The sequence below is a fragment of the Mesorhizobium sp. A556 genome (assembly GCF_054489545.1).
Genome location: NZ_JBTMXA010000012.1, coordinates 1 through 22,936, shown reverse-complemented (window position 1 = coordinate 22,936; position 22,936 = coordinate 1). Strand labels below are relative to the sequence as shown.

Sequence of the window (22,936 nt, the reverse complement as noted above, 5' to 3'; positions counted from 1 at the left end):
CGGCGAAGAAAGCACATTAAATCTAGGTAAGGATTGGTAAATTCAGAAAAATCGGCAATCCGGCCTAGCAGGGGTCGTTGTCGGCTCATTGCGACCGGAGTTTCAGCGCAGCCGTTCCATTTCCTGCAGGCGCCGGGCGGTATCGGCTTCGAGTTGCCTTGTAACGGCAGCGATCAGCGCCTCCGTCACCACGAAAAGCGCCGCCGCCGAGTCCCAGGCCGAAGGCATCGCGGTGCGGCCGGCGATAACATGGCGTGAAAAGCGGGCGATCGGGGAAAGCCACTGGTCGGTGAACAGCATGATCTGCACGCCGCGCCCATGCGCCAGATCGGCAAAGCGGACGAGGCTTTCCTGATAGCGCCTTATGTCGAAGATCAGCAATACGTCGCGCTTGCCCATGTCGATCAGCCGGTCGCGCCAGACGCTTTCCTGGCCCGCGAGATGGAAGACGTTGGGGCGGATGATGGCCAGATGGGCGGCCATGTAGCGCGCCAACGGGTCGGTGAAGCGGCCGCCGATGAGGAACACATGGCCGCGCCGGTCGGACAGCTTGGCGGCGATCTCGCCGAGTTGGTCGTCGGAGATATGCCGGAAGGTCTCGCGCATGTTGTCGAGTGTCGCTTCCAGCAAGGGCGTAACCGCACTGTCCCTCAAGGCATGGGGGTTGATCGTGCGTGATGCCGGCGATTGCAGTTGGGCGGCAAGTTCGTCCTGCAGCGACGATTGGAATTCGGAATAGTTCTGGAAACCCAACCGGGCAACGAAACGCAGGATCGTCGGCGACGACACGCCCGCGACATGGGAGAATTCGGCCACCGTCTTCAGGCCTATCAGGGGATAGTTGGCGATGAGCGTCTGGGCTGCGCGGCGCTCGCCGGCGGGCATGATTCCGATACGGTCGGTGATCAGTTCCGCAATGTTCACGCCCATCGTCTGATCCGCCCTGTTTCCTTGCCCGATGTTTTGGGGCAGTCCGCAAAACACGTTTGACAAAGTACGCCAATGTGTATGAAATCATCCATAGGTGCGCAACAAGATAAAATCAGTATCATAAGATACAGCGCTTGGGGGGATTGCGGTTCGATGGAGACAGTGAGGGGCGCAAGCATTGCCAAGTCGGACACCGTGCAGGTCACGAACCCTGACGGCCGCGGCGCCTACGTCTTCACCTGCGACCACGCCGCCAATTCCGTACCGGCGCGGTTCGGCTCGCTTGGCCTTCCTCCCACGGATTTCAGCCGCCACATTGCATGGGATCCCGGCGCGTTGCCTGTAGCCAAGTTGCTTGCCGAGGCGCTTGACGCGCCGCTGATCCAGACCGGCCTTTCGCGCCTGGTTCTCGACTGCAACCGTCCGCTCGATGCGCCGGACCTGATCCCGCCGGTCAGCGAAACCACGCTGGTGCCCGGCAATGCGGACTTGTCGCCGGCCGAACGCCAGGAGCGCATCGACCTGTGCTGGCGGCCGTTTCACGATGCCGTCGACGCCGTCATCGAGGCGCGTCTGGCGCGCGGGCAGGAAACGCGGCTGGTGTCGGTGCATTCCTTCACGTCGGTGTACAAGGGGGTCGCTCGTCCTTGGCACGTCGGCATAATTCATGATGACGACATGCGCATTGCCACGCCGCTGCTGCGCTCTCTGAACGCGGTCGCCGGTATCGTATCCGGGGACAACGAGCCTTATTCGCCTGCCGACCGGGTCTATTTCACGCTGGAGCGCCACGCGCGTTCGCGCGGTCTTGCCTGCGCCATGATCGAAATCCGCAACGACGAGATTTCGGCTGCGGCGGGGCAGAAGAAATGGGCGGGGCTGCTGGGAAGCATACTGGGCGCGATCACCATCTCCGCCAACGGCAAGGTGTCGATTGATTCCAGCCAATCGGAACTGCCGCACTCAAACCGACAGCCAACGGAAGGGTAACGATGGCCCGGCTTTTTGTCAGATATGTCGACGCTCTCAACTATCGAGTTGGCCGGGTCGCCATGTACCTGTTCTTCGTCATGGGCGCGATCCTGCTGGCCTCCACGGCTTCACGTCTCGTTCTCGGCATTCCCATCAACTGGGCGCTGGAAATGTCGCAGTTCCTGCTCTCGGCCTACTATCTTCTCGGCGGGGCCTACACCCTCCAGCTCGACCAGCATGTGCGCATGGACCTGTTCTATGGCCGGCTGTCGGCGCGACGGCGCGCTTTCACCGACGCCTTCACCATCCTGTTCGTGATTTTCTATCTGGTGGTGCTGCTCAGCGGAGCCCTGTCGAGTACGAACTACGCAATCGTCTACGGTCAAAAGAATTATTCGGCCTGGGGTCCGCCACTGTGGCCGATCAAGGTCGTGATGACGACGGGCGTCTTCCTGATGCTTTTGCAGCTCATCTCGACATTCATCAAAGATGTCGCCATCGCACGCGGAAAGCCGATTGCATGAGCTCGGAACTCATTACCCTTTTTATGTTCGGCACCATGATGGTGCTGCTCTTCACCGGCCAGCGCGTCTTCGGTGTCATCGGTTTTGTCGGCTCCGCCGCGGCGCTGTGGCTGTGGGGGCAGGGCTCGTTCGAAATGCCGTTCAACGCCTCGTTCCAGGTGCTGAACTGGTATCCGCTGATCACCGTGCCGTTCTTCGTCTTCATGGGCTACATGCTGTCGGAATCGGGTATCGCGTCGGGCCTTTACCGCATGTTCCATGTGTGGTTCGGCCCGGTGCGAGGCGGTCTGGCGCTGGGTACCATCGGGTTGATGGTTCTGATTGCAGCGCTCAACGGCCTGTCGGTCGCCGGCATGGCGATCGGAGCGACGATCGCGCTGCCGCAGCTTTTGCGCCACGGCTACGACAAGGTCATGGTGACGGGCGTCATCCAGGCCGGGTCGTCGCTCGGCATCCTGATCCCGCCCAGCGTGGTGCTGGTGCTCTATGCCATGATCGCGCGCCAGCCGGTGCTCGATTTGTGGCTGGCTGGCGTCGGTCCAGGTCTCCTGATGGCTGTCGTCTTTGCGGGCTACGTCTATATCCGGTGCCTGTTGCAGCCAGACATCGGGCCGGCGCTGCCGGCGGAAGAGCGTGCCCAGATCACGCGCTCTGAAAAGTATAGGTTGTTGAGGCAGGGGCTGCTGCCGCTTGCCATCTTCTTCGTCATGATGGGCCTGTTCATGACGGGCACGACGAGCCTCGTTGAAAGTTCCGCCGTGGGAGCGGGACTTGCAACGCTGGCCGCGTGGTGGGGCGGTAATCTCAACCGCAAGGTCTTCGAGGATTCGACGCGCAACACGCTGGCCATCAGTTGCATGTTCATGTGGATCATTCTCGGTGCGCTGTGTTTCAGCGCGGTCTATGACGGTCTGGGCGCGGTCAAGGCGGTCAAGACGCTGATGATCGACACCTGGGATTTCCAGCCCTGGACGATCCTCATCCTGATGCTGGTCTCGTTCATCGTCATGGGCATGTTCCTGGACGATACGGCGATGCTGGTCATCGTAGCGCCGCTCTATATTCCGCTGGTCGTCAGCCTCGGCTTCAATCCGATCTGGTTCGGCATCCTCTACACGATTACCTGCCAGATCGCGTACATAACGCCGCCATTCGGCTACAATCTATTCCTCATGCGGGCCATGGCCCCGCCTGAAATTTCGCTGATGGACATCTATCGGTCGATCGTGCCGTTTTTCTTCCTGATGATACTGTCACTGATCATCATCATGATCTTTCCGCAGATCGCGCTGTGGTTACCGCACGTCATTACAGGCAGGTAGAGGTGGAGGAATATGAATGGACCAAGGAGAAAGGGGAGAAATGGATAACAGACAGAAGTGCCGGGGAGCGGGTGTGCCGCCACCGTTCGAAATTCAAATATCTATCGATGATGGGAGACTTGTTAGATGACCGATAAAACCACGCTGAACAAACGCGACTTCCTGCGCAAATCCATCCTGACCGGCGCCGGTGCCGTAGGCGCCACCGCGCTGGCCACGCCCTATGTGAAGGCGCAGGCGCCGATCAAGTGGCGTCTCCAGACCTATGCCGGCCCGGCGCTGGCGGAACATGTGTGCAAGACGGGCGTCGACGCCTTCAACAAAGCCGCGCATGGCGAGATGGAAATCGAGATGTATACGGCCGACCAGTTGGTGCCGCAGGGCGAGCTGTTTCGCGCAGTCCAGTCCGGTACCATCGACGCGGCGCAGAGTGACGACGATTCGGCGGCGGCTCCGGTGGATGTGAAGGTGTTCGGCGCCTATTTCCCGCTCGCCTCGCGTTATTCGCTGGACGTGCCTGCGCTGTGGCACTGGCATGGGCTGAAGGAAATCTGGGAAGAAGCCTATGCCGAAATCCCCGGCGTCACCTGGCTCAGCACCGGCGCGTGGGATCCATGCAACTTTGGCACCACCAAGCCGATCAAGTCTCTGGAGGACCTGAAAGGGCTGCGCGTCTATACGTTCCCAACCGGCGGTCAGTTCCTGTCGAAATTTGGCGTCGTGCCCGTGTCCTTGCCCTATGAGGACGTGGCGCCTGCGATCCAGACCGGCGAACTGGACGGCGTGTGCTGGTGCGGCATCACCGAAATGCACACCGTCGGCTGGGCGGATGTTCTGAAGTATTATCTGACCAACCCGCTGTCGGGCGCCTGGGCCGGTTCCTACTTCGTCAATACCGACAAGTGGAATGCTCTGCCGGATCACCTCAAGCAGCTTTACATGATGTCCATCGATACCTCGCACTATTATCGCCAGCATTGGTACTGGGCAGGCGAGGCCAGATACCGCAACGAAGGCAAGCTGGAACTTACGACGATTCCGGAAACCGAGTGGAAGCAGGTCGAGACCGAAGCGTCCAAGTTCTGGGACGAGGTCGCCGGCGAGAGCCCGCGTGCCGCAAGGGTCGTCGAGATCATCAAGAAATACAACGAATCGATGGTCAAGGCCGGCGCGCCCTATCGCTACAGCTGATCGGTTCTGAAGTTGAAAACAGCCCGGCCGCTTCGGCGGCCGGGCTCTCCCGTGAAACCTGGAAGTGGCCGTGTAGGCGGCGGAGAGAAGAATGGCCGGAAATCTTTCGTTCGATCAGTTGAAGAAGGCGGTGTCGTCAGGCGAGATCGACACGGTGCTGACGGCTGCCGTGGACATGCAGGGCCGCCTCATCGGCAAGCGCTTCCTGGCGCAGTTCTTCGTCGAGTCCGCGCATGACGAGACACATGGCTGCAACTATTTGCTGGCCGACGACATCGATATGGAGCCGGTGCCCGGCTACAAGGCGGCAAGCTGGTCCAAGGGCTATGGCGACTTCGTCATGAAGCCCGACCTCGCCACCATCCGTCTCGTTCCGTGGCTGGAAAAGACGGCGCTGGTGCTTTGCGACCTTCTCGATCATCGCACCCATGACGATCTTGCGCATTCGCCGCGCGGCATCCTGAAAAAGCAGATCAAGCGCCTGACCGAGCGCGGCTATATGGGCTATTTCGCGTCCGAGCTGGAATTCTACCTGTTCTCCGAAACCTACAATTCGGCCCGCGCCAAGCATTGGCAGCGCCTGGAGACGGCGTCGCCGCATATCGGCGACTATCTGATCGGCATCACCACCAAGGAAGAAGGCTATATGCGCCGCCTGCGCAACGACATGTACGCAGCGGGCATTCCTATCGAGAATTCCAAGGGCGAGTGGGGACCGGGCCAGGAAGAGATCAATGTGCGCTACGCCGAGGCGCTCGAGATGGCGGACCGTCACGTCTTCCTGAAGAACGGCGCCAAGGAAATCGCCGACATCGAGGGCAAGGCCGTGTCCTTCATGGCCAAGTACAATTACGGCCTGGCCGGCAATTCCAGCCATGTCCACAATTCACTGTGGAGCGCCGACGGCAAGACGCCGCTGTTCTTCGACAAGGACGCGCCGTGGACGCTGTCCGAACTTGGCCGGCAATGGTCGGCAGGCCAGCTCAAATATGCCGCTGAATACACGCTGCTGCTGGCCCCCTACATCAACTCCTACAAGCGCTTCCAGTCAGGCACCTTCGCGCCCACCAAGATCATGTGGAGCGAGGACAACCGCACCGCCGGCTTCCGGCTGTGCGGCGAAGGCACCAAGGGCATCCGCATGGAATGCCGTATCGGCGGTGCCGACCTCAATCCGTATCTCGCCTTCGCGGGGCTGATCGCAGCTGGTCTTGCCGGCATCGACGAGAAGCTGGAATTGCAAAAACCCTTCGTCGGCGATGCCTACCAGGCCGCGCGTCTGCCGGAAATTCCGAAGACGCTGCGCGACGCCACCACAGCCATGGCCAAATCGAAAATGCTGAAGGAAGCGCTGGGTGAGGACGTCGTGGAACATTATGTCCATACGGCGCGCTGGGAACAGCTCGAATATGACCGCCGCATCACCGACTGGGAATTGCACCGGGGGTTTGAGCGGTATTGATGAATGTGGCGGCTATAGAAATTCGGAGAAAAAATTGGAAACCGTAAAACTCAAATCTCCCATCGACGGCTCGATCTATGTGGAGCGGCCCATTGCTACGGATCAGGCGGTCAATGCCGCGGTCGAGCGCGCACGCGCCGCGCAAATCGGTTGGGCGCAGACCTCGATCGCCGAGCGCGGCAAATATGTGCTGGCCATGCTGGAGGCGCTGGTCGCCATGACCGACGAGATCGTGCCGGAGATCGCCTGGCAGATGGGCCGTCCGGTGCGCTATGGCGGCGAGTTCGGCGGCGTCAAGGAACGCACCCAGTATATGGTCGAGATCGCCGAGCAGGCGCTGAAGCCGGTGTTGGCGTCGAACCCCAAGGATGGCTTCCGCCGTTATGTGAAGAAGGAGCCGCTCGGCGTGGTCATGGTCATCGCGCCATGGAACTACCCGTATCTGACGGCCGTCAACACCATCGTGCCGGCGCTGATGTCGGGATCGACGGTGATCCTGAAGCATGCGGCGCAGACTCTGCTGGTCGGCGAGCGTTTTGCACAGGCCTTCGAGAAAGCCGGCCTGCCTAAAGGCGTGTTCCAGAATATCGTTCTCAACCATTCCCAGACCGAAAAGCTGCTCGGCTCGGGCAAGATCGACCATGTCAATTTCACCGGTTCTGTCGGTGGCGGCCGCGCTATCGAAAGGGCGGCGGCGGGTACGTTCATGACGCTCGGCCTCGAGCTTGGCGGCAAGGACCCGGCCTATGTGCTGCCGGACGTCAAGCTGGACCACGCCATCGCCAATCTGGTCGACGGCGCGTTCTTCAATTCCGGCCAGTGCTGCTGCGGCATCGAGCGCGTCTATGTGCATGAAAAAGTCTATGACCAGTTCGTCGAGGGCTTCATTGCTGAGACGAAGAACTATGTCGTCGGCAATCCGCTGGAGCAGGCGACCACCATGGGGCCGATGGCGCAGGCGCGCTTTGCCGACCTGATCCGCGAGCAGAAGGCGGAAGCGCTGCGCAAGGGTGCCAGATCGCATATCGACATGAAGGTCGCGAATGACAGCCCCGGTTCGCCCTATCTGGCGCCGGAAGTGCTGACCAATGTCGATCATCAGATGAGCGTCATGCGCGAGGAAAGCTTTGGTCCCATCGTCGGCATCATGAAGGCGCGCAACGACGAGGAAGCCATCGCGCTGATGAACGACAGCCCCTACGGCCTGACCGCCTCGATCTGGACCACCGACACCGACCATGCCGCCGCCATCGGCGACCAGGTCCAGACCGGCACCGTATTCATGAACCGCTGCGACTATGTCGATCCGGCGTTGGTGTGGACGGGCGTCAAGGACACCGGCAAGGGCGCTGCCCTTTCGGCCATCGGCTACGATAATCTGACGCGGCCGAAGTCGTTCCACCTGCGCGAATCCATCTGAATCCTCGAAAGCAAAAAATGACCAACCTCGTTTCCAAATGGAATTTCCCCACCACCGTCCGCTTCGGCGCGGGCCGTGTTTCCGAACTGCCGGACGCACTGGCGGCTACCGGCATCAAGCATCCGCTGTTCGTCACCGATCCGGGGCTGGCCAAGCTGCCGGTCGTCGCGTCGACCCTGAAAATCCTCGACGATGCGAAGGTGCCCTATGGCGTCTTCTCCGACGTCAAGGCGAACCCGGTGGAATCCAACCTCACCGCCGGTATCGCAGTGTTCAAGCAGGGCAAGCATGACGGTGTCATCGCCTTTGGCGGCGGCTCGGCGCTGGACCTCGGCAAGCTGATCGCCTTCCAGGCCGGGCAGACCCGCCCCGTCTGGGATTTCGAGGACGTCGGCGACTGGTGGACCCGCGCCGATGGCGACGCCATCGTGCCGATCATCGCGGTGCCGACGACGGCCGGCACCGGCTCGGAAGTCGGCCGCGCCGGCGTCATCACGCATGAGGCAAGCCATACCAAGAAGGTCATCTTCCATCCGAAGATGCTGCCGGCCATCGTCATCGCCGATCCGGAACTGACCACCGGCATGCCGGGTTTCATCACGGTCGGCACCGGCATGGACGCGCTGGCGCACTGCCTTGAGGCCTATTGCGCGCCGGGCTATCACCCGATGGCCGACGGCATCGGCGTCGAAGGCGTGCGGCTGGTGTTCGAGAACCTGCCGAAGGTCTTCGCCAATGGCAACGATCTCGTTGCGCGCGCCCATATGATGAGCGCGGCCGCCATGGGCGCCACCGCTTTCCAGAAAGGACTTGGCGCGATCCATTCGCTATCGCACCCTATCGGCGCGCTCTATGACACGCATCACGGCATGACCAACGCCGTGTTCATGCCCTATGTGCTGGCCTTCAACCGCAGCGCCATCGAAGAGCGTATCGTCCGTCTCGCCGCCTATTGCGGCATCGATGGCGGCTTCGACGGTTTTGCCAAGGCGATCATCGACCTGCGCAAGCTGCTCAACGTGCCGCACACGCTGCCCGAGTTCATCAAGGGCCTGGATATGGATGCCACCCGCAAGGGCCTGATCGCCGACATGGCGATCGTCGACCCGACCGCCGGCGGCAACCCGATCAAGCTGACGCGCGACGATGCCTTGTCGCTGCTGGAAAGCGCTTTGACGGGAAAGCTCTAGGAAATTCGGGGGCGGGTGCGAGCCCGTCCCCGATCGCTTCCAGAAGGATGCGATCGGATAGGCAGAGGGAGTGGAAAAAAGTCGTTAGCCGGAAAAATGATCGGCGCACCCCGATTGCGGGTGCTTCGTAAAAGTAGTTAACTTTCAGGTCTTTGGGAAATCCACGGCATCCGGTTTCACCGGACTGTCACAGAACGAATATAACGCATCGGGGGCGCCCCACGGCGTCAGTTCAACGGAGAGACCACATGTTCAGGTTTACGGGAAAAGTACTTGCCGTTACGGCTGTCGCCCTCATGGCGACCTCTGCCATCACACAGGCCGAACCTTCGGCCGAACTCATTGCCGCCGCCAAGGCGGAAGGCATGTTCTCCCCCATCGCGCTGCCGCATGACTGGTGCGGATGGGCGGGTATTCTGGCTGGCTTCAAGGCCAAATATCCGGAAATTACCCTCAACGAACTCAACCCCGACGCCGGTTCCGCCGACGAGATCGAGGCGATCAAGGCCAACAAGGACAACAAGGGCCCGCAAGCGCCCGACATGGTCGATGTCGGCCTGTCTTTCGGCCCGTCGGCAACCAAGGAAGGCCTGTTCCTTCCCTACAAGGTCGAGACCTTCGACGGCATCGACGTGAAGGACCCGGACGGCCACTGGTATGGCGGCTATTACGGCGTTCTTTCCTTCGAGGTGAACACCGACATCGTCAAGAACGTGCCGCAGGACTGGGCCGATCTGCTCAAGCCCGAATACGCCAATTCGGTGGCCCTGGCGGGAGACCCCCGCGCGGCTAACCAGGCGATCCTGTCCGTCTATGCGGCCGGTCTCGCCACTTCTGGCGGCGACGCCGCCAAGGCTCCGCAGGCCGGTCTGGACTTCTTCAAGAAGCTCAACGATGCCGGCAATTTCGTGCCTGTCATCGGCAAGGCCGCTTCGCTCGCGCAGGGTACGACGCCGATCGTCATCCGTTGGGACTACAACGCGCTTGCCGACCGCGACACGCTCAAGGGCAATCCGCCGGTGGAGGTCGTCGTGCCGAAATCGGGCGTGCTTGCCGGCGTCTACGCTCAGGCGATCAGCGCCTACGCGCCGCACCCGAACGCCGCCAAGCTGTGGATGGAGTATATCTATTCCGACGAAGGCCAGCTTGGCTTCCTGAAGGGCTATTGCCACCCGGCCCGCTTCAACCAGCTCGTTTCCGAAGGCAAGGTGCCGCAGGACATTCTCGACAAGCTGCCGCCGGCCGATCTCTACAAGCAGGCGATCTTCCCGTCGCTTGAAGAGCAGGACGCCAACAAGAACGCCGTCACCGGTGGGTGGGACAGCGTCGTCGGCGCCAACGTCCAGTAAGCGGACATTCTTCCAACAGGGTGCGCCGCGATCAGGTGGCGCACCCGACCCTTCAGTGAACGGTAACGGATGGCATCTTCGGCAGGCGAAGGAAAAAGCCTAAGCGTGGTCGCACCCGTGCAAAGCGCCAGGCGGCGGGTTTCGTTCGCATGGCTCGGCGTCATGCCGTTCTTGTTGTTCGCCTTGCTGTTCTTGATCCTGCCGACAATGAAGATCGTGGTCGGCAGCTTCCAGACCAACGAGGGCAGCTTCACCCTCTCCAACATCGCCAATCTGTTCCAGCCGTCGATTCTCGCGGCCTACTGGATATCCATCCGCATCAGCCTTGCGTCGGCGCTGCTTGGCTGTTCGTTCGGGTTCCTGATCGCCTGGGCGATGGTGCTGGGCGGTTTGCCCAAATGGCTTCGCTCGCCGCTGTTGACGTTTTCGGGCGTCGCCTCGAATTTCGCCGGCGTTCCGCTGGCCTTCGCCTTCCTCGCGACCTTCGGCCGTCTCGGCCTGGTCACGCTCATCCTGCGCGACTGGTTCGGCATCAACCTTTATGGGCTTGGCTTCAACCTCTTGAGTTTTGGCGGCCTGACGCTGACCTATCTGTTTTTCCAGATACCGCTGACCATCCTGATCATCACGCCGGCGCTCGACGGCATGCGGCGCGAATGGCGCGAAGCTGCCTCGATGCTCGGCGCGTCGGGGTTCCAGTATTGGCGCATGGTGGCCTTTCCGATCCTGTGGCCCAGCCTGCTCGGCACCTTCGCGCTGTTGTTCGCCAATTCCTTCGGCGCTGTCGCCACCGCCTATGCGCTGACCGGAAGCTCGCTCTCCATCGTGCCCATCCTGCTCTTTGCGCAGATACGCGGTGACGTGCTGCAGGATCCGCATCTCGGCTATGCGCTCGCCTTCGGCATGATCGTCATCACCGGGATCGCCAACTTCATCTATATCTGGCTCCGGTCCCGCAGCGAACGGTGGGTCAAATGAAAGCCAACCGGATATGGTCGTGGCTGTTCGTCGGCCTCGGCATTGTCTATTTCGCCCTGCCGCTGATCGGCACGGCCGATTTCTCGCTGAAGTTGCGGCGCGGCGTCTACAGCCTTGATGCCTATTGGGCGGTGCTGGGCGATCCGCGCTTCCAGCAGACATTCGGCTATTCGGTGCTGATGGCACTGGCCACCATCGTTGTCGGCGTGCTGCTGGTGGTGCCGACTGCCTATTGGGTCCGGCTCAAGCTGCCGCGCTGGCGGCCCTTCATGGAATTCATCACGCTTTTGCCACTGGTTATTCCCCCGATCGTCATCGTTTTCGGTTATATCAGGCTCTACAACACCTCGTCCTGGCTACCGCTGACCGGATCGGCCATGGGCACCAACATCCTTTTGATGTTCGGCTATGTCGTTTTGGCGCTGCCTTACATGTACCGCGCCGTCGATACGGGCTTGCGCGCCATCGACGTGACGACGCTGACCGAAGCGGCGCAGATACTCGGCGCCGGCTGGATCACCATCCTCACGCGCATCATCCTGCCCAACGTTGCCGTCGCCGTGCTGTCCGGCGCGTTCCTGACCTTTGCCATCGTCATCGGCGAGTTTGTCATGGCCGCACTTCTCAGCCGCCCGGCCTTCGGCCCCTATATGCAGTTGCTTGGCGCGAACCGTGCCTATGAACCGGCAGCGCTGGCGGTGATCGCTTTTACCATCACCTGGGGCTGCATGGCGCTGATCCAGGTGGTGTCGCGCTTTGCGCCCAAATCGCCCGAACAGCCGCATTGATCCGGAGATCCAATCCAATGGCTGAGCCCTTCCTGTCGATCCAGCATGTGCAGAAATCCTTCGGCGCCACCAAAGTCGTTCAGGACTTCAATCTCGATGTGGAACGTGGCGAATTCGTTTCCTTCCTGGGGCCATCCGGCTGCGGCAAGACGACGGTCCTGCGCATGGTCGCGGGTTTCGAAGCGCCCAGCCAGGGGCGGATCGTCGTCGCCGGCAAGGACATCACGCATTTGCGGCCGAACCAGCGCAATATCGGCATGGTGTTCCAGGCCTATGCGCTGTTCCCAAACCTGACGGTCGCGCAGAACATCGGCTTCGGCCTCAAGGTGGCCGGTGCCTCTAGGGCGGAGATCGACAAGCGCGTGGCTGAGATGCTGGCCTTGATCAGCCTGCCGCAGATGGCCGACCGTTACCCTTATCAACTTTCGGGTGGCCAGCAGCAGCGTATCGCGCTGGCGCGCGCTCTGGCGCCCAAGCCGAAGCTGCTGTTGCTGGACGAACCGCTGTCGGCGCTCGATGCCAAGGTGCGCGTCTCGCTGCGCGAGGAAATCCGCTCGATCCAGAAGTCGCTCGGGATCACCACCATCTTCGTCACGCATGACCAGGAAGAAGCGCTGTCCATCTCGGACCGCATCGCGGTCATGTATGGCGGCAAGGCCGAACAGGTCGGCACGCCTTTCCAGATCTACAACAAGCCCGAGACGAAATTCGTCGCCAATTTCGTCGGCACGCTGAATGTGCTGGAGGGCACCGTCACCGACGCGGCCGCGGGCAAGGTGCGCGTCAACGGCGAGGAATTTGCATTCAAGGGCCGGCTGAACGGATCGAAGGCCGGTGACACGCTTGCGCTGGCCTTGCGGCCAGAAGCGATTTCGCTCGGTCGCCAGCCGGGTCGTGACGCGACCCTGTCCGGCGAGATCGCCGAGGTTCACTTTCTAGGATCGGTCATCCGGGTCCGTGTCGGGGTCGGCGGGAGCATGGTTTCGCTCGATACCTTCAACAGCCCGACGACACCGCCGCCGGCTGTCGGCGAAAAGGCGGAGATCAGCTTTTCCTCCGAGGACATGCTGGTGCTGCATTGATCTGAACGTCTTGGCCCAAGTTCCGCCGGCACGCCGTCCATTGCCAGCCTTTCGATGACAGGCTACTGCCATGGCCGGAACTGAGCCGGGTAACGATGAAGCTTGTCAGCTATAATATCCAGTACGGTTTCGGCGCTGACGGCCGCTACGACCTAGCGCGTGTGGCCAAGATCGTCGCCGACGCCGACATCATCGCGTTGCAGGAAGTCGAGCGGCACTGGCTGCGCAGCAACGAGGACGATCAACCGGAAATCCTGTCGCGGCTTTTGCACGATCATTACTGGGTCTATGGCCCCGCCTTCGACATGGACGCCAGCGAAAGGCGCGATGGGCGGCTTGTCAATCGCCGCCGCCAGTTCGGCACCATGCTGCTTTCGAAAATGCCGATCGTCTGGTCGAGGCTGCATGCGCTGCCGGTGCGACGCACGGTGCGGCCGCTCAACACGCGCAATGCAGCACTTGAATGCATGATCCGCACGCCGGCCGGCCCGGTCCGTTTTTTCTCGCTGCATCTTGCGCACATCGCGGTTGAGGAGCGGCTGGAACAGATCGACTATCTGCTCGGCGAGCATGGACGGGCGAGTGCCGATGGCGGGCCGTGGAGCGGGGTTGACGACGAGCCGTCCCGCAACTGGTCCAACGGCGGGCGCGAGCCCGAGAGCCCTATGGCTGCGGTCTGGATGGGCGATTTCAACTCGGAGCCGGGCAGCACTGAGTACAGGCGCATTGTCGGCGATACGCCTTATCATCGCGGGGCCGCCTATGCCGGCGGGTTTGTCGATGCGGCGGCGGTGGCCGCCACGCCGGCCAGCTTCTACACGCATGTCAAGACGATCGAGGGCGTGGTGCGCGAGCGCAGGCTGGATCATTGCTTCGTCGGGGGCATGCTCGCCGACCGCGTCCGCACGGTCAGCGCCGACATCGGCGAAGTGGCTTCGGACCATTTCCCGCTGCGCGTCGATATCGACCTTGAGACGCCGTTTACGGCCTCCCCGAGCGGGGGGCGATGAACCGCCCATGACCCTTTTCGTTTTTACCGCGGTGCTTGCAGCGGCCCTCATGCATGCAGCCTGGAATGCGTTGATCAAGGTCCGGACCGACCGGTTCGCCTCCATCTCGCTGACCGCGCTCGGCATGACCTGCACCGCGCTGCCGGTGTTGCCCTTCGTTGCGTTTCCATCGGCTGAAATGTGGCCGTGGCTGATCGCCTCGGTCATCATCCATATCGGTTACCGGCTGTTTCTGGTGCGTGCCTATGACGTTGGTGATCTCGCCCAGACCTATCCGCTGGCGCGGGGTGCCGCCCCGCTGGTCACCACCATCGGCGGGGTCGTGCTCGTCGGCGAGTTTCCGGGGGTGCTTGCCGTTGCCGGCATTGCGCTGCTTTCGGCCGGCACGTTCCTGATGTCGCTGCGCGGCGGCACCAGGCTTAGTCGCCTGAACGGAGCGGCGGTCGGCTACGCGCTTGTCACTTCGCTGTTCATCTCGGGCTACACGCTCACCGATGGCATCGGCGCAAGGCTTGGCGAAACGGCTCTCAGCTATGCCGCATGGCTGTTCGTGTGCGACGGCATCTGCGCCATGGCGATCGGCTTCTACTATCGCGGACGCCGGATGCTTTCGACGTTGGCCGCGGAATGGAAGATCGGCGCGTTGACCGGCTTCCTCAGTGCAGCGGCCTACGGCATCGTCATGTGGGCGATGACCAAGGCGCCGATCGCCTCGGTCGCGTCGCTGCGCGAAACGTCGATCCTGTTCGCCATGGCGATCTCGGTATTCCTGCTTGGCGAGCGGATGACCGCATGGCGAAGTGCGGCCGCGCTGAGTATTCTGGCCGGGGTGATCGCGCTGCGGCTCGGCTGAATCGATCACGAACGGTTTCGTGCCGGAACCTTCCGCCTGTCTGGTCATTCCACCCTGCCAATTCCGGCACGGAGAATTCCCATGAAAACGCTGGCCGATATTTTTGAGCACACGCTGCAGGACATCTATTACGCCGAGAACGCGATCACCAAGGCGCTGCCGAAGGTCGCCAAGGCGGCGAAAAATCCACAGCTGAAAAAGGCAGCCGAAGATCACCTTGAGGAAACCAAGGGCCAGATCGCCACGCTGAAGAAGGTGTTTGCCTCGCTCGGCAAAAAGCCGGAAAGCGAAAAATGTGATGCCATCGAGGGGCTGCTCAAGGAAGCGGACGGCTTGATGGAAGAGGCGACCGGCACGGCGCTGGATGCGGGCCTGCTGGCTGCATGCCAGGCTGTCGAGCACTACGAGATCGCCCGCTACGGCTCCTTGCGCGAATGGGCGAAGGAATTGGGCCACGACGAGGCGCATAAGCTGCTGAGCGAGATTCTCGACCAGGAGAAGGCGACCAACAACAAGCTTACCAATCTCGCGGTTACAGCCATCAACAAGGCTTGACGTCAGATATTTGCCGGGTCGTATGCCGACAGGGTGAAGCGGCCCGGCAATCCTATTCATTTGTATCCGGCGAGGCCGCCGTGCGGCTGCATTTGCGCTTGCTGGTTAGCGAATTTTTAAATAGATACTTTTGGCTGGGGATCGAATTTTACTTTTCGATGGCTGGCGCCGATGCCATCATCGTTTTCACTAGTGTTGGTTCCGAACTGACGATCAATGCTGGCGCCGGTGCCGATATCATTGTTCTTGATCCTGTTCTTAATGTTGGCTCGGCAAATCTCGTCTACACCGCGCAGTCTGACTCGACTTATGTGAACTTCGACACGATCGCGGGGTTCATGTCGGGTTCGGATACGATTGATCTGTCGGCGTTCAAACTCACCGGTGAGACGGGCACCGTCGCTGCTGGCAACACATCCGTCACGACGATCGCCCAGCTTGCCGGCGGGGTTGCCGACTTCTTCCGCGTGGGTGGCGAGACGCTCGCCGTTGCCACGTTCCATGACGGCGCTGACACCTACGTGTTGGCGGACCTCGACAATGACGGCAACTTCAACACGGCCAACGATCTCGTTATCGATCTCCTCGGTGCCGTCTTCCCCATTACCGCCGCAGATTTCGTCTTCGCCTGATCTCGCTCTCAGCCGAGCCTCATCCAGCGACCGCTGGCCTCTGCCAGTCCCGAACGAATGCAAAAACCCCGCCCCGGCGAACCGGAGCGGGGTTTGGCGATCACTGTCGTTGAAGTACGCTGAACTGGAAAGCCTGTTTTGAGCCCCATGGCGTCGTGTGGATACGGTGAAGTCCCTCGATCAACTGGAAGGATGGTCCGACAGTCCGGGCGAGTTCTTTCGGGCTGTAGCGGATGACGGGGAGCCCGCTACATTGCAGGGGACCATCCTTGGCGAAGGTGGCGATGATCGCATGGCCGCCCCGTTTTACGGCGGAGTTCAACCGGTCGAGATAGGCTGCGCGATCCTCCGGCGCGATCAGGAAGTGGAAGGCTGCGCGATCATGCCAGAAGTCGTATTCCCTTGCCGGCTTCCATCGGGTGACATCCTCGGCGATCCAGTTCACATGATCGGCAGCGGGACCCAGCCTCGCTTTCGCAACGTCGAGAGCGGCAGACGACAGATCAAGGACGGAAATATCGCGCATGCCCATAGCGGGCAACGCGTCGACCAGGCGGGAAGCGCCGCCGCCGATGTCGACCAGTGACGCGGCGCCAGCCTGTTTGTGCCGGCTAATGAGATCCAGCGATATCGCCGCGCTTGCTTCGAACCAGCTGACATTGTCGTCGCTCCTGGAGGTGTAAACGCCATCCCAGTGGGCGCGGCTGTCGCGGCTGTGACTATCGGGCATCAGGCACCTATGCGCAGTGCGTATCCGGATTGGCGGCGCGGTTTTCGAACTGCACCGGGCTTTGAAGTCGAGGGTGGGTTGTCGCCTCAAAGGATTGTAGGAGCCGTCGATGTAGCGGGCAATGGCTTGCTCGGCATTGCGCTATCCCAGCTTGTCGGCAGACTGCTCGTGGGTCTACCCTTGACCAAGGAGAACATGAATCGTGTCATCAAATGTGGTCCTGCCCGAAATCGAGGCGGCGGAATGGCTCAACACCGAGAAACCTCTTTCCCTGGCCGCGCTGCGCGGGCGCGTGGTGGCGGTCGAGGCGTTTCAGATGCTTTGTCCAGGCTGTGTCAGCCACGGTTTGCCGCAGGCGCAGCGTATTACCCAGGCATTTCGATCCGACGATGTTGCCGTCATCGGCCTCCACTGCGTATTCGAGCACCATGAAGCCATGAAGCCGGTAGCGTTGAAGGCCTTTCTGTACGAATACCGCATCCGGTTCCCCGTAGCCGTGGACGCTCCGGGCCATGCCGCGCTGCCACGCACCATGGCGGCCTGGCAGTTGGAAGGGACGCCGACACTCCTGTTGCTCGACCGCCAAGGCAGGTTGCGTGCCCGGCATTTCGGCCAGGTGTCCGATATGACCATTGGCGCAGAAATCATGGCCCTGGTCAGCGAGAGGGTCGAAGCGGCCTCGGCCACGCTTGTCGGTGAGGAGCATTCGTGATTACCTGCTGACGGGGCACTGTCGATGGCAGGAGGGGCAATTGGGCAAAGTTGAAACCAAAGGACGAGGTTCATCCGGGGAGAAACTGGAAACTCTCTTGAACTATGTCGGCTGGGCTGCAATCGCCGGATTCTTCGTCGGCCTCATCTTCCTCCTGGATATGGCGTTTTTGTAGTCCTCGTCTTTGCGCGCACGGGCGTTGCCGACTGCTGCTTCCTGCCACCTATACTTGGCGGGCGGTAGGGAGCGTGCTGTCTAGTCGCCATTGTTCATCTCTGCTTGCCCGCGCCGCCATTGTACGCCGCTGCTGTTTCAGCCTTTTCCCATGTCGCTATGCTTCATGGTCATGCCTGCCGTCGACTGGTCCTAGAAATTTCACGCACATGTGACCCAACGCGTTGAACCAAAGGCCAAAAATCGCGTTCTAATTGAGGCAATTGTCGCGGGGTTTGGCCATGTACAAAGCTCTGTTTTCCAAGCCGATTACCATCAATGTCGGCATCGTCGGCGAACCTCTTCACCTCATGTCTGCGGATCAGGCCATTGACGTGCTATCCACCGGATGGCGCACGCAAGGCAGCCTGAAACAGAAAGCCGCCATCAGGGCCTGTCGTCTGGCGGTGAGCGGCGAATTCAGTGCGGACATGGCCCGTCATGAGGTCATTCAGGCTGCGCGCGAAGCGAACGTTCTTGTCGAATGAGCTTTCGGCCGCGATCGTCATGCCCCTGTTTCGAGCGACAAGGATGCCCCGTCGAAACTTGGGATCGAACATCCAACTGGCTATTTCGGATCCTTGTCGGCGGACGGAACCGGATGTCAGCGGTCGCATTGAGGTGAAACGTGCAAGCCCGCACGTTCATCCCAAGGGAGAAGCACCATGGCCAAGAACCCGATCCGATCGAGCAGACCCGTCACCATCCATGACCAGAAGCTCGAACGCGGGGAGGGCGGCGAACTCCACCAGGTAGCTGGGGGGAGCGTGCCGGTCATGACCACCGCGCAAGGTGGTGTTGTGTCGGACGACCAGAACACACTGAAGGTCGGCGGGCGCGGGCCTGCCCTGATTGAAGATTTCGCCTTTCGCGAGAAGATTTTTCACTTCGATCACGAACGTATCCCCGAACGCGTCGTCCACGCCCGTGGCTATGGTGCGCATGGTTATTTCGAAACCTATGAATCGCTCGCCAAATATACCCGCGCCGACATTTTTCAGCGCGCGGGCGAAAAGACGCCGGCCTTCATGCGAATTTCGACCGTGGCCGGCAACAAGGGCTCGACCGACCTCGCCCGCGACGTGCGCGGCTTTGCCGTGAAAATCTACACCAAGGAAGGCAATTGGGACCTCGTCGGCAACAACATGCCGGTGTTCTTCATCCAGGATGCCATCAAGTTCCCGGACCTGGTTCATGCCGTCAAGGACGAGCCGGATCGTGGCTTTCCGCAGGCGCAGTCGGCGCATGACAATTTTTGGGACTTCATTTCGCTGACGCCGGAAAGCATGCACATGATCATGTGGATCATGTCCGACCGCGCCATCCCGCGTTCGCTGCGCTTCATGGAAGGGTTCGGCGTGCACACCTTCCGCCTGGTCAACGCCAACGACGAATCCACCTTCGTAAAGTTCCACTGGAAGCCGAAGCTCGGCATGCAGTCCGTCGCCTGGAACGAAGCGGTCAAGATCAGCGGCGCCGACCCGGATTTCCATCGCCGCGACATGTGGGATTCGATCAAGGCCGGCGACTTCCCGGAATGGGAACTGCGGCTGCAACTGTTCGACCAGAAATTCGCCGACAGCTTCGATTTCGACGTGCTCGATCCGACCAAGATTATCCCGGAGGAGACCCTCAAGCCCATCCCCGTCGGGCGGCTGGTGCTCGACCGGATGCCGGACAACTTCTTTGCCGAGACCGAACAAGTCGCCTTCATGACCCAGAACGTGCCCGCCGGCATCGATTTTTCCAACGATCCGCTGCTGCAGGGCCGCAATTTTTCCTATCTGGACACGCAGCTAAAGCGGCTGGGCGGACCGAACTTCACCCATATCCCGATCAATGCGCCGAAATGCCCGTTCCAGAATTTTCAGCAGGACGGCCATATGGCCATGCACAATCCGGCGGGCCGCGCCAACTACCAGCCGAATTCCTGGGGCGACGGCCCTCGGGAATCCCCGCAGAAAGGTTTCAGGTCGTTTGCCGAGGAAGTGGCTGGAACGAAACAGCGCATCCGCCCGGAAAGCTTCGCCGATCATTACAGCCAGGCACGGCTGTTCTACATCAGCCAGACCCCGACGGAACAGGCCCACATCGCCGCCGCTTTGACGTTCGAACTGAGCAAGGTGAAGACGGCGGTGATACGCGAGCGGATGGTTTCGCACCTGCTCAACATTCACGATGAACTGGCAAAAAAGGTCGCTACCGATCTCGGCCTCAAGGCGATGCCGAAGCCGGCCGATGCGGCCGTCCCCACCCGTCAGGACCTGAAGGCGGCCCCCTCGCTCAGCATTCTGGCCAACGCACCCGGGACGTTCGAAGGACGCAAACTCGGCATTGTCGTGACCGACGGCACGGACGCCGCCCTGTTGAAAGGGCTGACCGACGCCGTCAAGAAGGCCAAGGCCAACTTCGAGATCATCGCGCCAAAGGTCGGTGGGGCGAAGCTCAGCGACGGCAGCCATGTCGACGCCGACCAGATGATCGCCGGTGGCCCCTCGGTGCTCTATGACGCGGTGGCGGTGTTGCCGTCGGAAAAGGCCATGGCCGATCTGGTCAAGGAATCGACCGCGCGTGATTTCGTGGCCGATGCGTTCGCGCACTGCAAGTTCATCGGCTATGTCGCCGCGGCCATGCCCTTGTTCGAAAAGGCGGGCATTGCCGGAAGTCTCGATGAGGGGGTCATTGCCCTCAAGGGACCGAAAGACGCCGCCGGCTTCCTGCAAACGCTTGGCAAGCTGCGTCTTTGGGAAAGGGAGCCCAAGGTGAAAATGTCCTGATCGAAATCGGGACGCAGTGGCCGCGCAAAATTGAAAAGCGGAAGCGTCCTGCACGGGTTTTAGGGACTGCGGCTACAGAGCTGCCAGGAAATGAAACGGCCCATCTCCAGGAGAGGCGGTGGGCCGGCTACCTGAAATACGGTGCAATGCCGTTGAGCTACCGTGTCGGCACGTAGGGAACAACAGGTTAAGGCGAACCATATCCGGCGGATCACAGTCGCTGGAATGCTGCGATCAAGCCGGCACCGCCGGACAGCCCGACGCTGTGATGGGCTCGCCAAGCAGCGCAACGACACGGCCAAGTCTTTGAAAGGATGGTGGGCGTGACAGGGATTGAACCTGTGACCCCTGCAATGTCAATGCAGTGTTTTTCCTGATTTTACAGCGAAATATGGCCCAAAAACCCCAGAACAGAGCGAAAACATCCGAACGTATCTGTGCGGTTTCTGTGCGGTAGCCTGGGGGGACAGCGATAGGGGAGGGGGCCTATGCTCCCATCATGTCCGACAACGTCCTACCCCAGACCAAGCACCCGAAGCTGATCGTCGTCGTCAGATTCAGCCGAAATAATCAGCCAGGAAATACCGGCGGTTCCGGCGTAGGGTCGGGATCGGGCCGTGGCGAAGGCCCTGGGCCAAGCGGCACCGGTTTGTCGGGAGCCTCTGGATGCTCCTCAGGTTTCGGAGTTTGCTTTTTGGGATCGGGCATCTATCTCTCCCTTCGTCGACAACAACCGCCCTGCCCATCGATTGTTCCAGGGCCGAAGCCATGGAGGGGAGCCTTTGCAGAAGACCGTCGTAAGAGTGATCTGCGCGATCGGCCAGTCGGGCCAAATGGGCCTCGAAGGGCACTTACCATGGGAAGGAAACCGTGCGCCCGAGTATAAGGCTGATGTTGCCCGGTTCTTCGAAATCACTAAGGGTCATGTGTTGGCCGCAGGACCCAAGACTATTGGTAGCGTTCCAGAATTTGCCCGCCCAGATCGAGAGCTATTTGTCCTGCGCTCCGAGATGGATCCAGAGGAAACGCTGGCGCAATTTTCCGGTCGCGTCGTTTTTATAGGCGGCGGTCCAGCAATCTGGGATGCCTACGCGCGCTTTGTCAGCCACTGGGATATAACCCGTCTGCCTTATGATGGCCAAGCCGACCGCTGGTTCAATCCGAATTGGATAAAGGCGAGCGGTCTGAAAAAATGACGACCCCAGTTGGTGAGGGACACCAAGCATAGAGCCGCGAGGCCAACCCGGGTATAGGGGAGTATGGGCGCCGACAACGCTGTTCGTGTCAGGCGATGTGCCGGATATGGAATGATTCATAGTGCCGCAGGAAAAAAGTCTCGGCGGCCGAGGCTGTTGCTTGTGACGCTCATTTACCCTGTCGGCGTCAGGCGACGGAAATCCGGGGCCGGGACTTCGCCTCTTCTTCAAACAGCATGGCATAGATGACTGGTTCGTAGAATTGCAAAAGCGTCTTCGCGAACACTTTGTCATCCACGCCAAGCACGTGCGCCCAATCACGGTAGCGATTTGGCGGAATACGCCCGCGCCCGTTTTCCAACTGCGAGATGAAGGTGTAATAATCCAGACCGAGCATCCGCGCCATCACGCGCTGTGAAAGCCCAGCCGCATCGCGCAATTCTCTCAGCCAAGCGCCTGCTTCGAGTCGCAATTCCTGCGTCGCGCTCAAGCTCTGATCTTGTAAAGCGGCCATTTCCGCAACCTTCCATATATATGGGGCACTTCGAAAAGTGGCCGGTTATCGCCCTGCCGCTCACCAGAATATAATGCCTTTCACCTTAATGACAAATGCGGGGCGTTGCGTCAATATCATACGTATGCATTTTGCTACACTTTTCGCTTGCAGCTTTGCGAATCTTTGGCTAGAGGTTTTGGGCCGAGGAACGGATATTCCTTAAATGCGGCGGGCCTACTCGTGATACGATTATTTTCGGTCGCGATGGCAGGCAAGATGCGTTGAAGGCTTGGACTACCCGACGCCGGGCGACGGCTCGGCGTGAACGTAAAATAACCATTGGAAAAAAGGATCCTCCACAATGGCAATCACTAGCGCAGCAGCGACTTCGATCGCTTCGCTTTACATCGGCTTTTACGACCGGGCACCCGATCCGGTTGGTCTGGACTACTGGGTTGGACGTCTGGCAGACGGCGTGTCGCTGACAGACATCGCTGAATCCTTCGCCGCTTCGCCCGAGGCTGCACAGACCTATCCCTATATCCTGACGCCCA

At 60.7% G+C, this 22,936-nt stretch carries 24 protein-coding genes; 21 read left to right on the top strand and 3 right to left on the bottom strand.

Annotated elements, in window-relative coordinates:
• Window positions 1–102: 102 nt before the first annotated feature.
• The gene (locus tag ACX3P0_RS19935; protein ID WP_459081573.1) at window positions 103–930 is read right to left on the bottom strand and encodes a MurR/RpiR family transcriptional regulator; all 828 of its coding nucleotides are present in this window, start codon (window positions 928–930) and stop codon (window positions 103–105) included.
• Between the two features lie 153 nt (window positions 931–1,083).
• Between ACX3P0_RS19935 and ACX3P0_RS19930 the strand changes: the two genes are divergently transcribed.
• From ACX3P0_RS19930 to ACX3P0_RS19860, 15 genes are all read left to right on the top strand, one after another.
• The gene (locus ACX3P0_RS19930) at window positions 1,084–1,920 is read left to right on the top strand and encodes an N-formylglutamate amidohydrolase (RefSeq protein ID WP_459091229.1); all 837 of its coding nucleotides are present in this window, start codon (window positions 1,084–1,086) and stop codon (window positions 1,918–1,920) included.
• A gap of 2 nt (window positions 1,921–1,922) precedes the next feature.
• Entirely contained in the window at window positions 1,923–2,426 is a 504-nt protein-coding gene (locus tag ACX3P0_RS19925; RefSeq protein WP_459091227.1) for a TRAP transporter small permease subunit, read from the top strand.
• Window positions 2,423–3,748, top strand: coding sequence for a TRAP transporter large permease (locus ACX3P0_RS19920; RefSeq protein WP_459091225.1), 1,326 nt, complete (start codon window positions 2,423–2,425; stop codon window positions 3,746–3,748). Before ACX3P0_RS19925 ends, ACX3P0_RS19920 begins: the two co-directional genes overlap by 4 nt.
• Before the next feature lie 126 nt (window positions 3,749–3,874).
• Window positions 3,875–4,939, top strand: a complete 1,065-nt coding sequence (locus tag ACX3P0_RS19915) for a TRAP transporter substrate-binding protein (protein ID WP_459081569.1) — start codon at window positions 3,875–3,877, stop codon at window positions 4,937–4,939.
• A gap of 91 nt (window positions 4,940–5,030) precedes the next feature.
• Entirely contained in the window at window positions 5,031–6,401 is a 1,371-nt protein-coding gene (locus ACX3P0_RS19910) for a glutamine synthetase family protein (RefSeq protein ID WP_459091223.1), read from the top strand.
• 34 nt (window positions 6,402–6,435) lie between these two features.
• The gene (locus tag ACX3P0_RS19905; protein WP_459091221.1) at window positions 6,436–7,821 is read left to right on the top strand and encodes an aldehyde dehydrogenase family protein; all 1,386 of its coding nucleotides are present in this window, start codon (window positions 6,436–6,438) and stop codon (window positions 7,819–7,821) included.
• Window positions 7,822–7,838: 17 nt separating this feature from the next.
• Window positions 7,839–9,011 carry an iron-containing alcohol dehydrogenase gene (locus tag ACX3P0_RS19900; protein ID WP_459091219.1) on the top strand — a complete coding sequence of 391 codons (1,173 nt, stop codon included), beginning with the start codon at window positions 7,839–7,841 and terminating at the stop codon, window positions 9,009–9,011.
• A gap of 248 nt (window positions 9,012–9,259) precedes the next feature.
• Window positions 9,260–10,360: an ABC transporter substrate-binding protein gene (locus ACX3P0_RS19895; protein WP_459091217.1), complete on the top strand. Its 1,101-nt coding sequence runs from the start codon at window positions 9,260–9,262 to the stop codon at window positions 10,358–10,360.
• A 162-nt stretch (window positions 10,361–10,522) separates the two neighbouring features.
• Window positions 10,523–11,338 carry an ABC transporter permease gene (locus ACX3P0_RS19890; protein ID WP_459081616.1) on the top strand — a complete coding sequence of 272 codons (816 nt, stop codon included), beginning with the start codon at window positions 10,523–10,525 and terminating at the stop codon, window positions 11,336–11,338.
• Window positions 11,335–12,126 carry an ABC transporter permease gene (locus ACX3P0_RS19885; protein ID WP_459091215.1) on the top strand — a complete coding sequence of 264 codons (792 nt, stop codon included), beginning with the start codon at window positions 11,335–11,337 and terminating at the stop codon, window positions 12,124–12,126. The genes ACX3P0_RS19890 and ACX3P0_RS19885 overlap by 4 nt, the downstream gene beginning before the upstream one ends.
• Before the next feature lie 17 nt (window positions 12,127–12,143).
• On the top strand, window positions 12,144–13,208 hold the full coding sequence (locus tag ACX3P0_RS19880; protein WP_459091213.1) for an ABC transporter ATP-binding protein: 1,065 nt from the start codon (window positions 12,144–12,146) through the stop codon (window positions 13,206–13,208).
• Window positions 13,209–13,303: 95 nt separating this feature from the next.
• Window positions 13,304–14,218 (top strand): endonuclease/exonuclease/phosphatase family protein, encoded by a 915-nt coding sequence (locus ACX3P0_RS19875; RefSeq protein WP_459091211.1) that lies wholly within the window; start codon window positions 13,304–13,306, stop codon window positions 14,216–14,218.
• Window positions 14,219–14,225: 7 nt separating this feature from the next.
• Window positions 14,226–15,071 carry an EamA family transporter gene (locus ACX3P0_RS19870; protein ID WP_459091209.1) on the top strand — a complete coding sequence of 282 codons (846 nt, stop codon included), beginning with the start codon at window positions 14,226–14,228 and terminating at the stop codon, window positions 15,069–15,071.
• An 81-nt stretch (window positions 15,072–15,152) separates the two neighbouring features.
• Window positions 15,153–15,626 carry a YciE/YciF ferroxidase family protein gene (locus ACX3P0_RS19865; protein ID WP_459081560.1) on the top strand — a complete coding sequence of 158 codons (474 nt, stop codon included), beginning with the start codon at window positions 15,153–15,155 and terminating at the stop codon, window positions 15,624–15,626.
• A gap of 80 nt (window positions 15,627–15,706) precedes the next feature.
• A complete protein-coding gene (locus ACX3P0_RS19860) occupies window positions 15,707–16,258 on the top strand; it encodes a M10 family metallopeptidase C-terminal domain-containing protein (protein ID WP_459091208.1) in 552 nt (183 codons plus the stop codon).
• Between the two features lie 100 nt (window positions 16,259–16,358).
• Here ACX3P0_RS19860 and ACX3P0_RS19855 read toward each other — a convergent pair whose 3' ends face one another.
• Entirely contained in the window at window positions 16,359–16,988 is a 630-nt protein-coding gene (locus ACX3P0_RS19855) for a class I SAM-dependent methyltransferase (RefSeq protein WP_459091206.1), read from the bottom strand.
• Window positions 16,989–17,190: 202 nt separating this feature from the next.
• On the opposite strand from ACX3P0_RS19855, the gene ACX3P0_RS19850 reads away from it, so the two are divergent.
• The 5 genes from ACX3P0_RS19850 (at window position 17,191) to ACX3P0_RS19830 (ending at window position 21,886) form a co-directional block, all read left to right on the top strand.
• Window positions 17,191–17,700, top strand: coding sequence for a redoxin family protein (locus ACX3P0_RS19850; protein WP_459091204.1), 510 nt, complete (start codon window positions 17,191–17,193; stop codon window positions 17,698–17,700).
• Between the two features lie 40 nt (window positions 17,701–17,740).
• Complete coding sequence (locus ACX3P0_RS19845) at window positions 17,741–17,875, top strand: hypothetical protein (protein WP_459091202.1); 135 nt, start codon at window positions 17,741–17,743, stop codon at window positions 17,873–17,875.
• A gap of 280 nt (window positions 17,876–18,155) precedes the next feature.
• A complete protein-coding gene (locus ACX3P0_RS19840) occupies window positions 18,156–18,401 on the top strand; it encodes a DUF982 domain-containing protein (RefSeq protein ID WP_459091200.1) in 246 nt (81 codons plus the stop codon).
• 177 nt (window positions 18,402–18,578) lie between these two features.
• Window positions 18,579–20,690, top strand: a complete 2,112-nt coding sequence (gene katE, locus ACX3P0_RS19835) for a catalase (protein ID WP_459091198.1) — start codon at window positions 18,579–18,581, stop codon at window positions 20,688–20,690.
• 782 nt (window positions 20,691–21,472) lie between these two features.
• On the top strand, window positions 21,473–21,886 hold the full coding sequence (locus ACX3P0_RS19830) for a dihydrofolate reductase (protein WP_459091196.1): 414 nt from the start codon (window positions 21,473–21,475) through the stop codon (window positions 21,884–21,886).
• Window positions 21,887–22,073: 187 nt separating this feature from the next.
• On the opposite strand, the gene ACX3P0_RS19825 is transcribed toward ACX3P0_RS19830, so the two are convergent.
• Window positions 22,074–22,400 (bottom strand): helix-turn-helix domain-containing protein, encoded by a 327-nt coding sequence (locus tag ACX3P0_RS19825; RefSeq protein ID WP_459091194.1) that lies wholly within the window; start codon window positions 22,398–22,400, stop codon window positions 22,074–22,076.
• Between the two features lie 343 nt (window positions 22,401–22,743).
• On the opposite strand from ACX3P0_RS19825, the gene ACX3P0_RS19820 reads away from it, so the two are divergent.
• On the top strand, window positions 22,744–22,936 hold a 193-nt coding region (locus ACX3P0_RS19820; RefSeq protein WP_459091192.1), incomplete at its 3' end, for a DUF4214 domain-containing protein.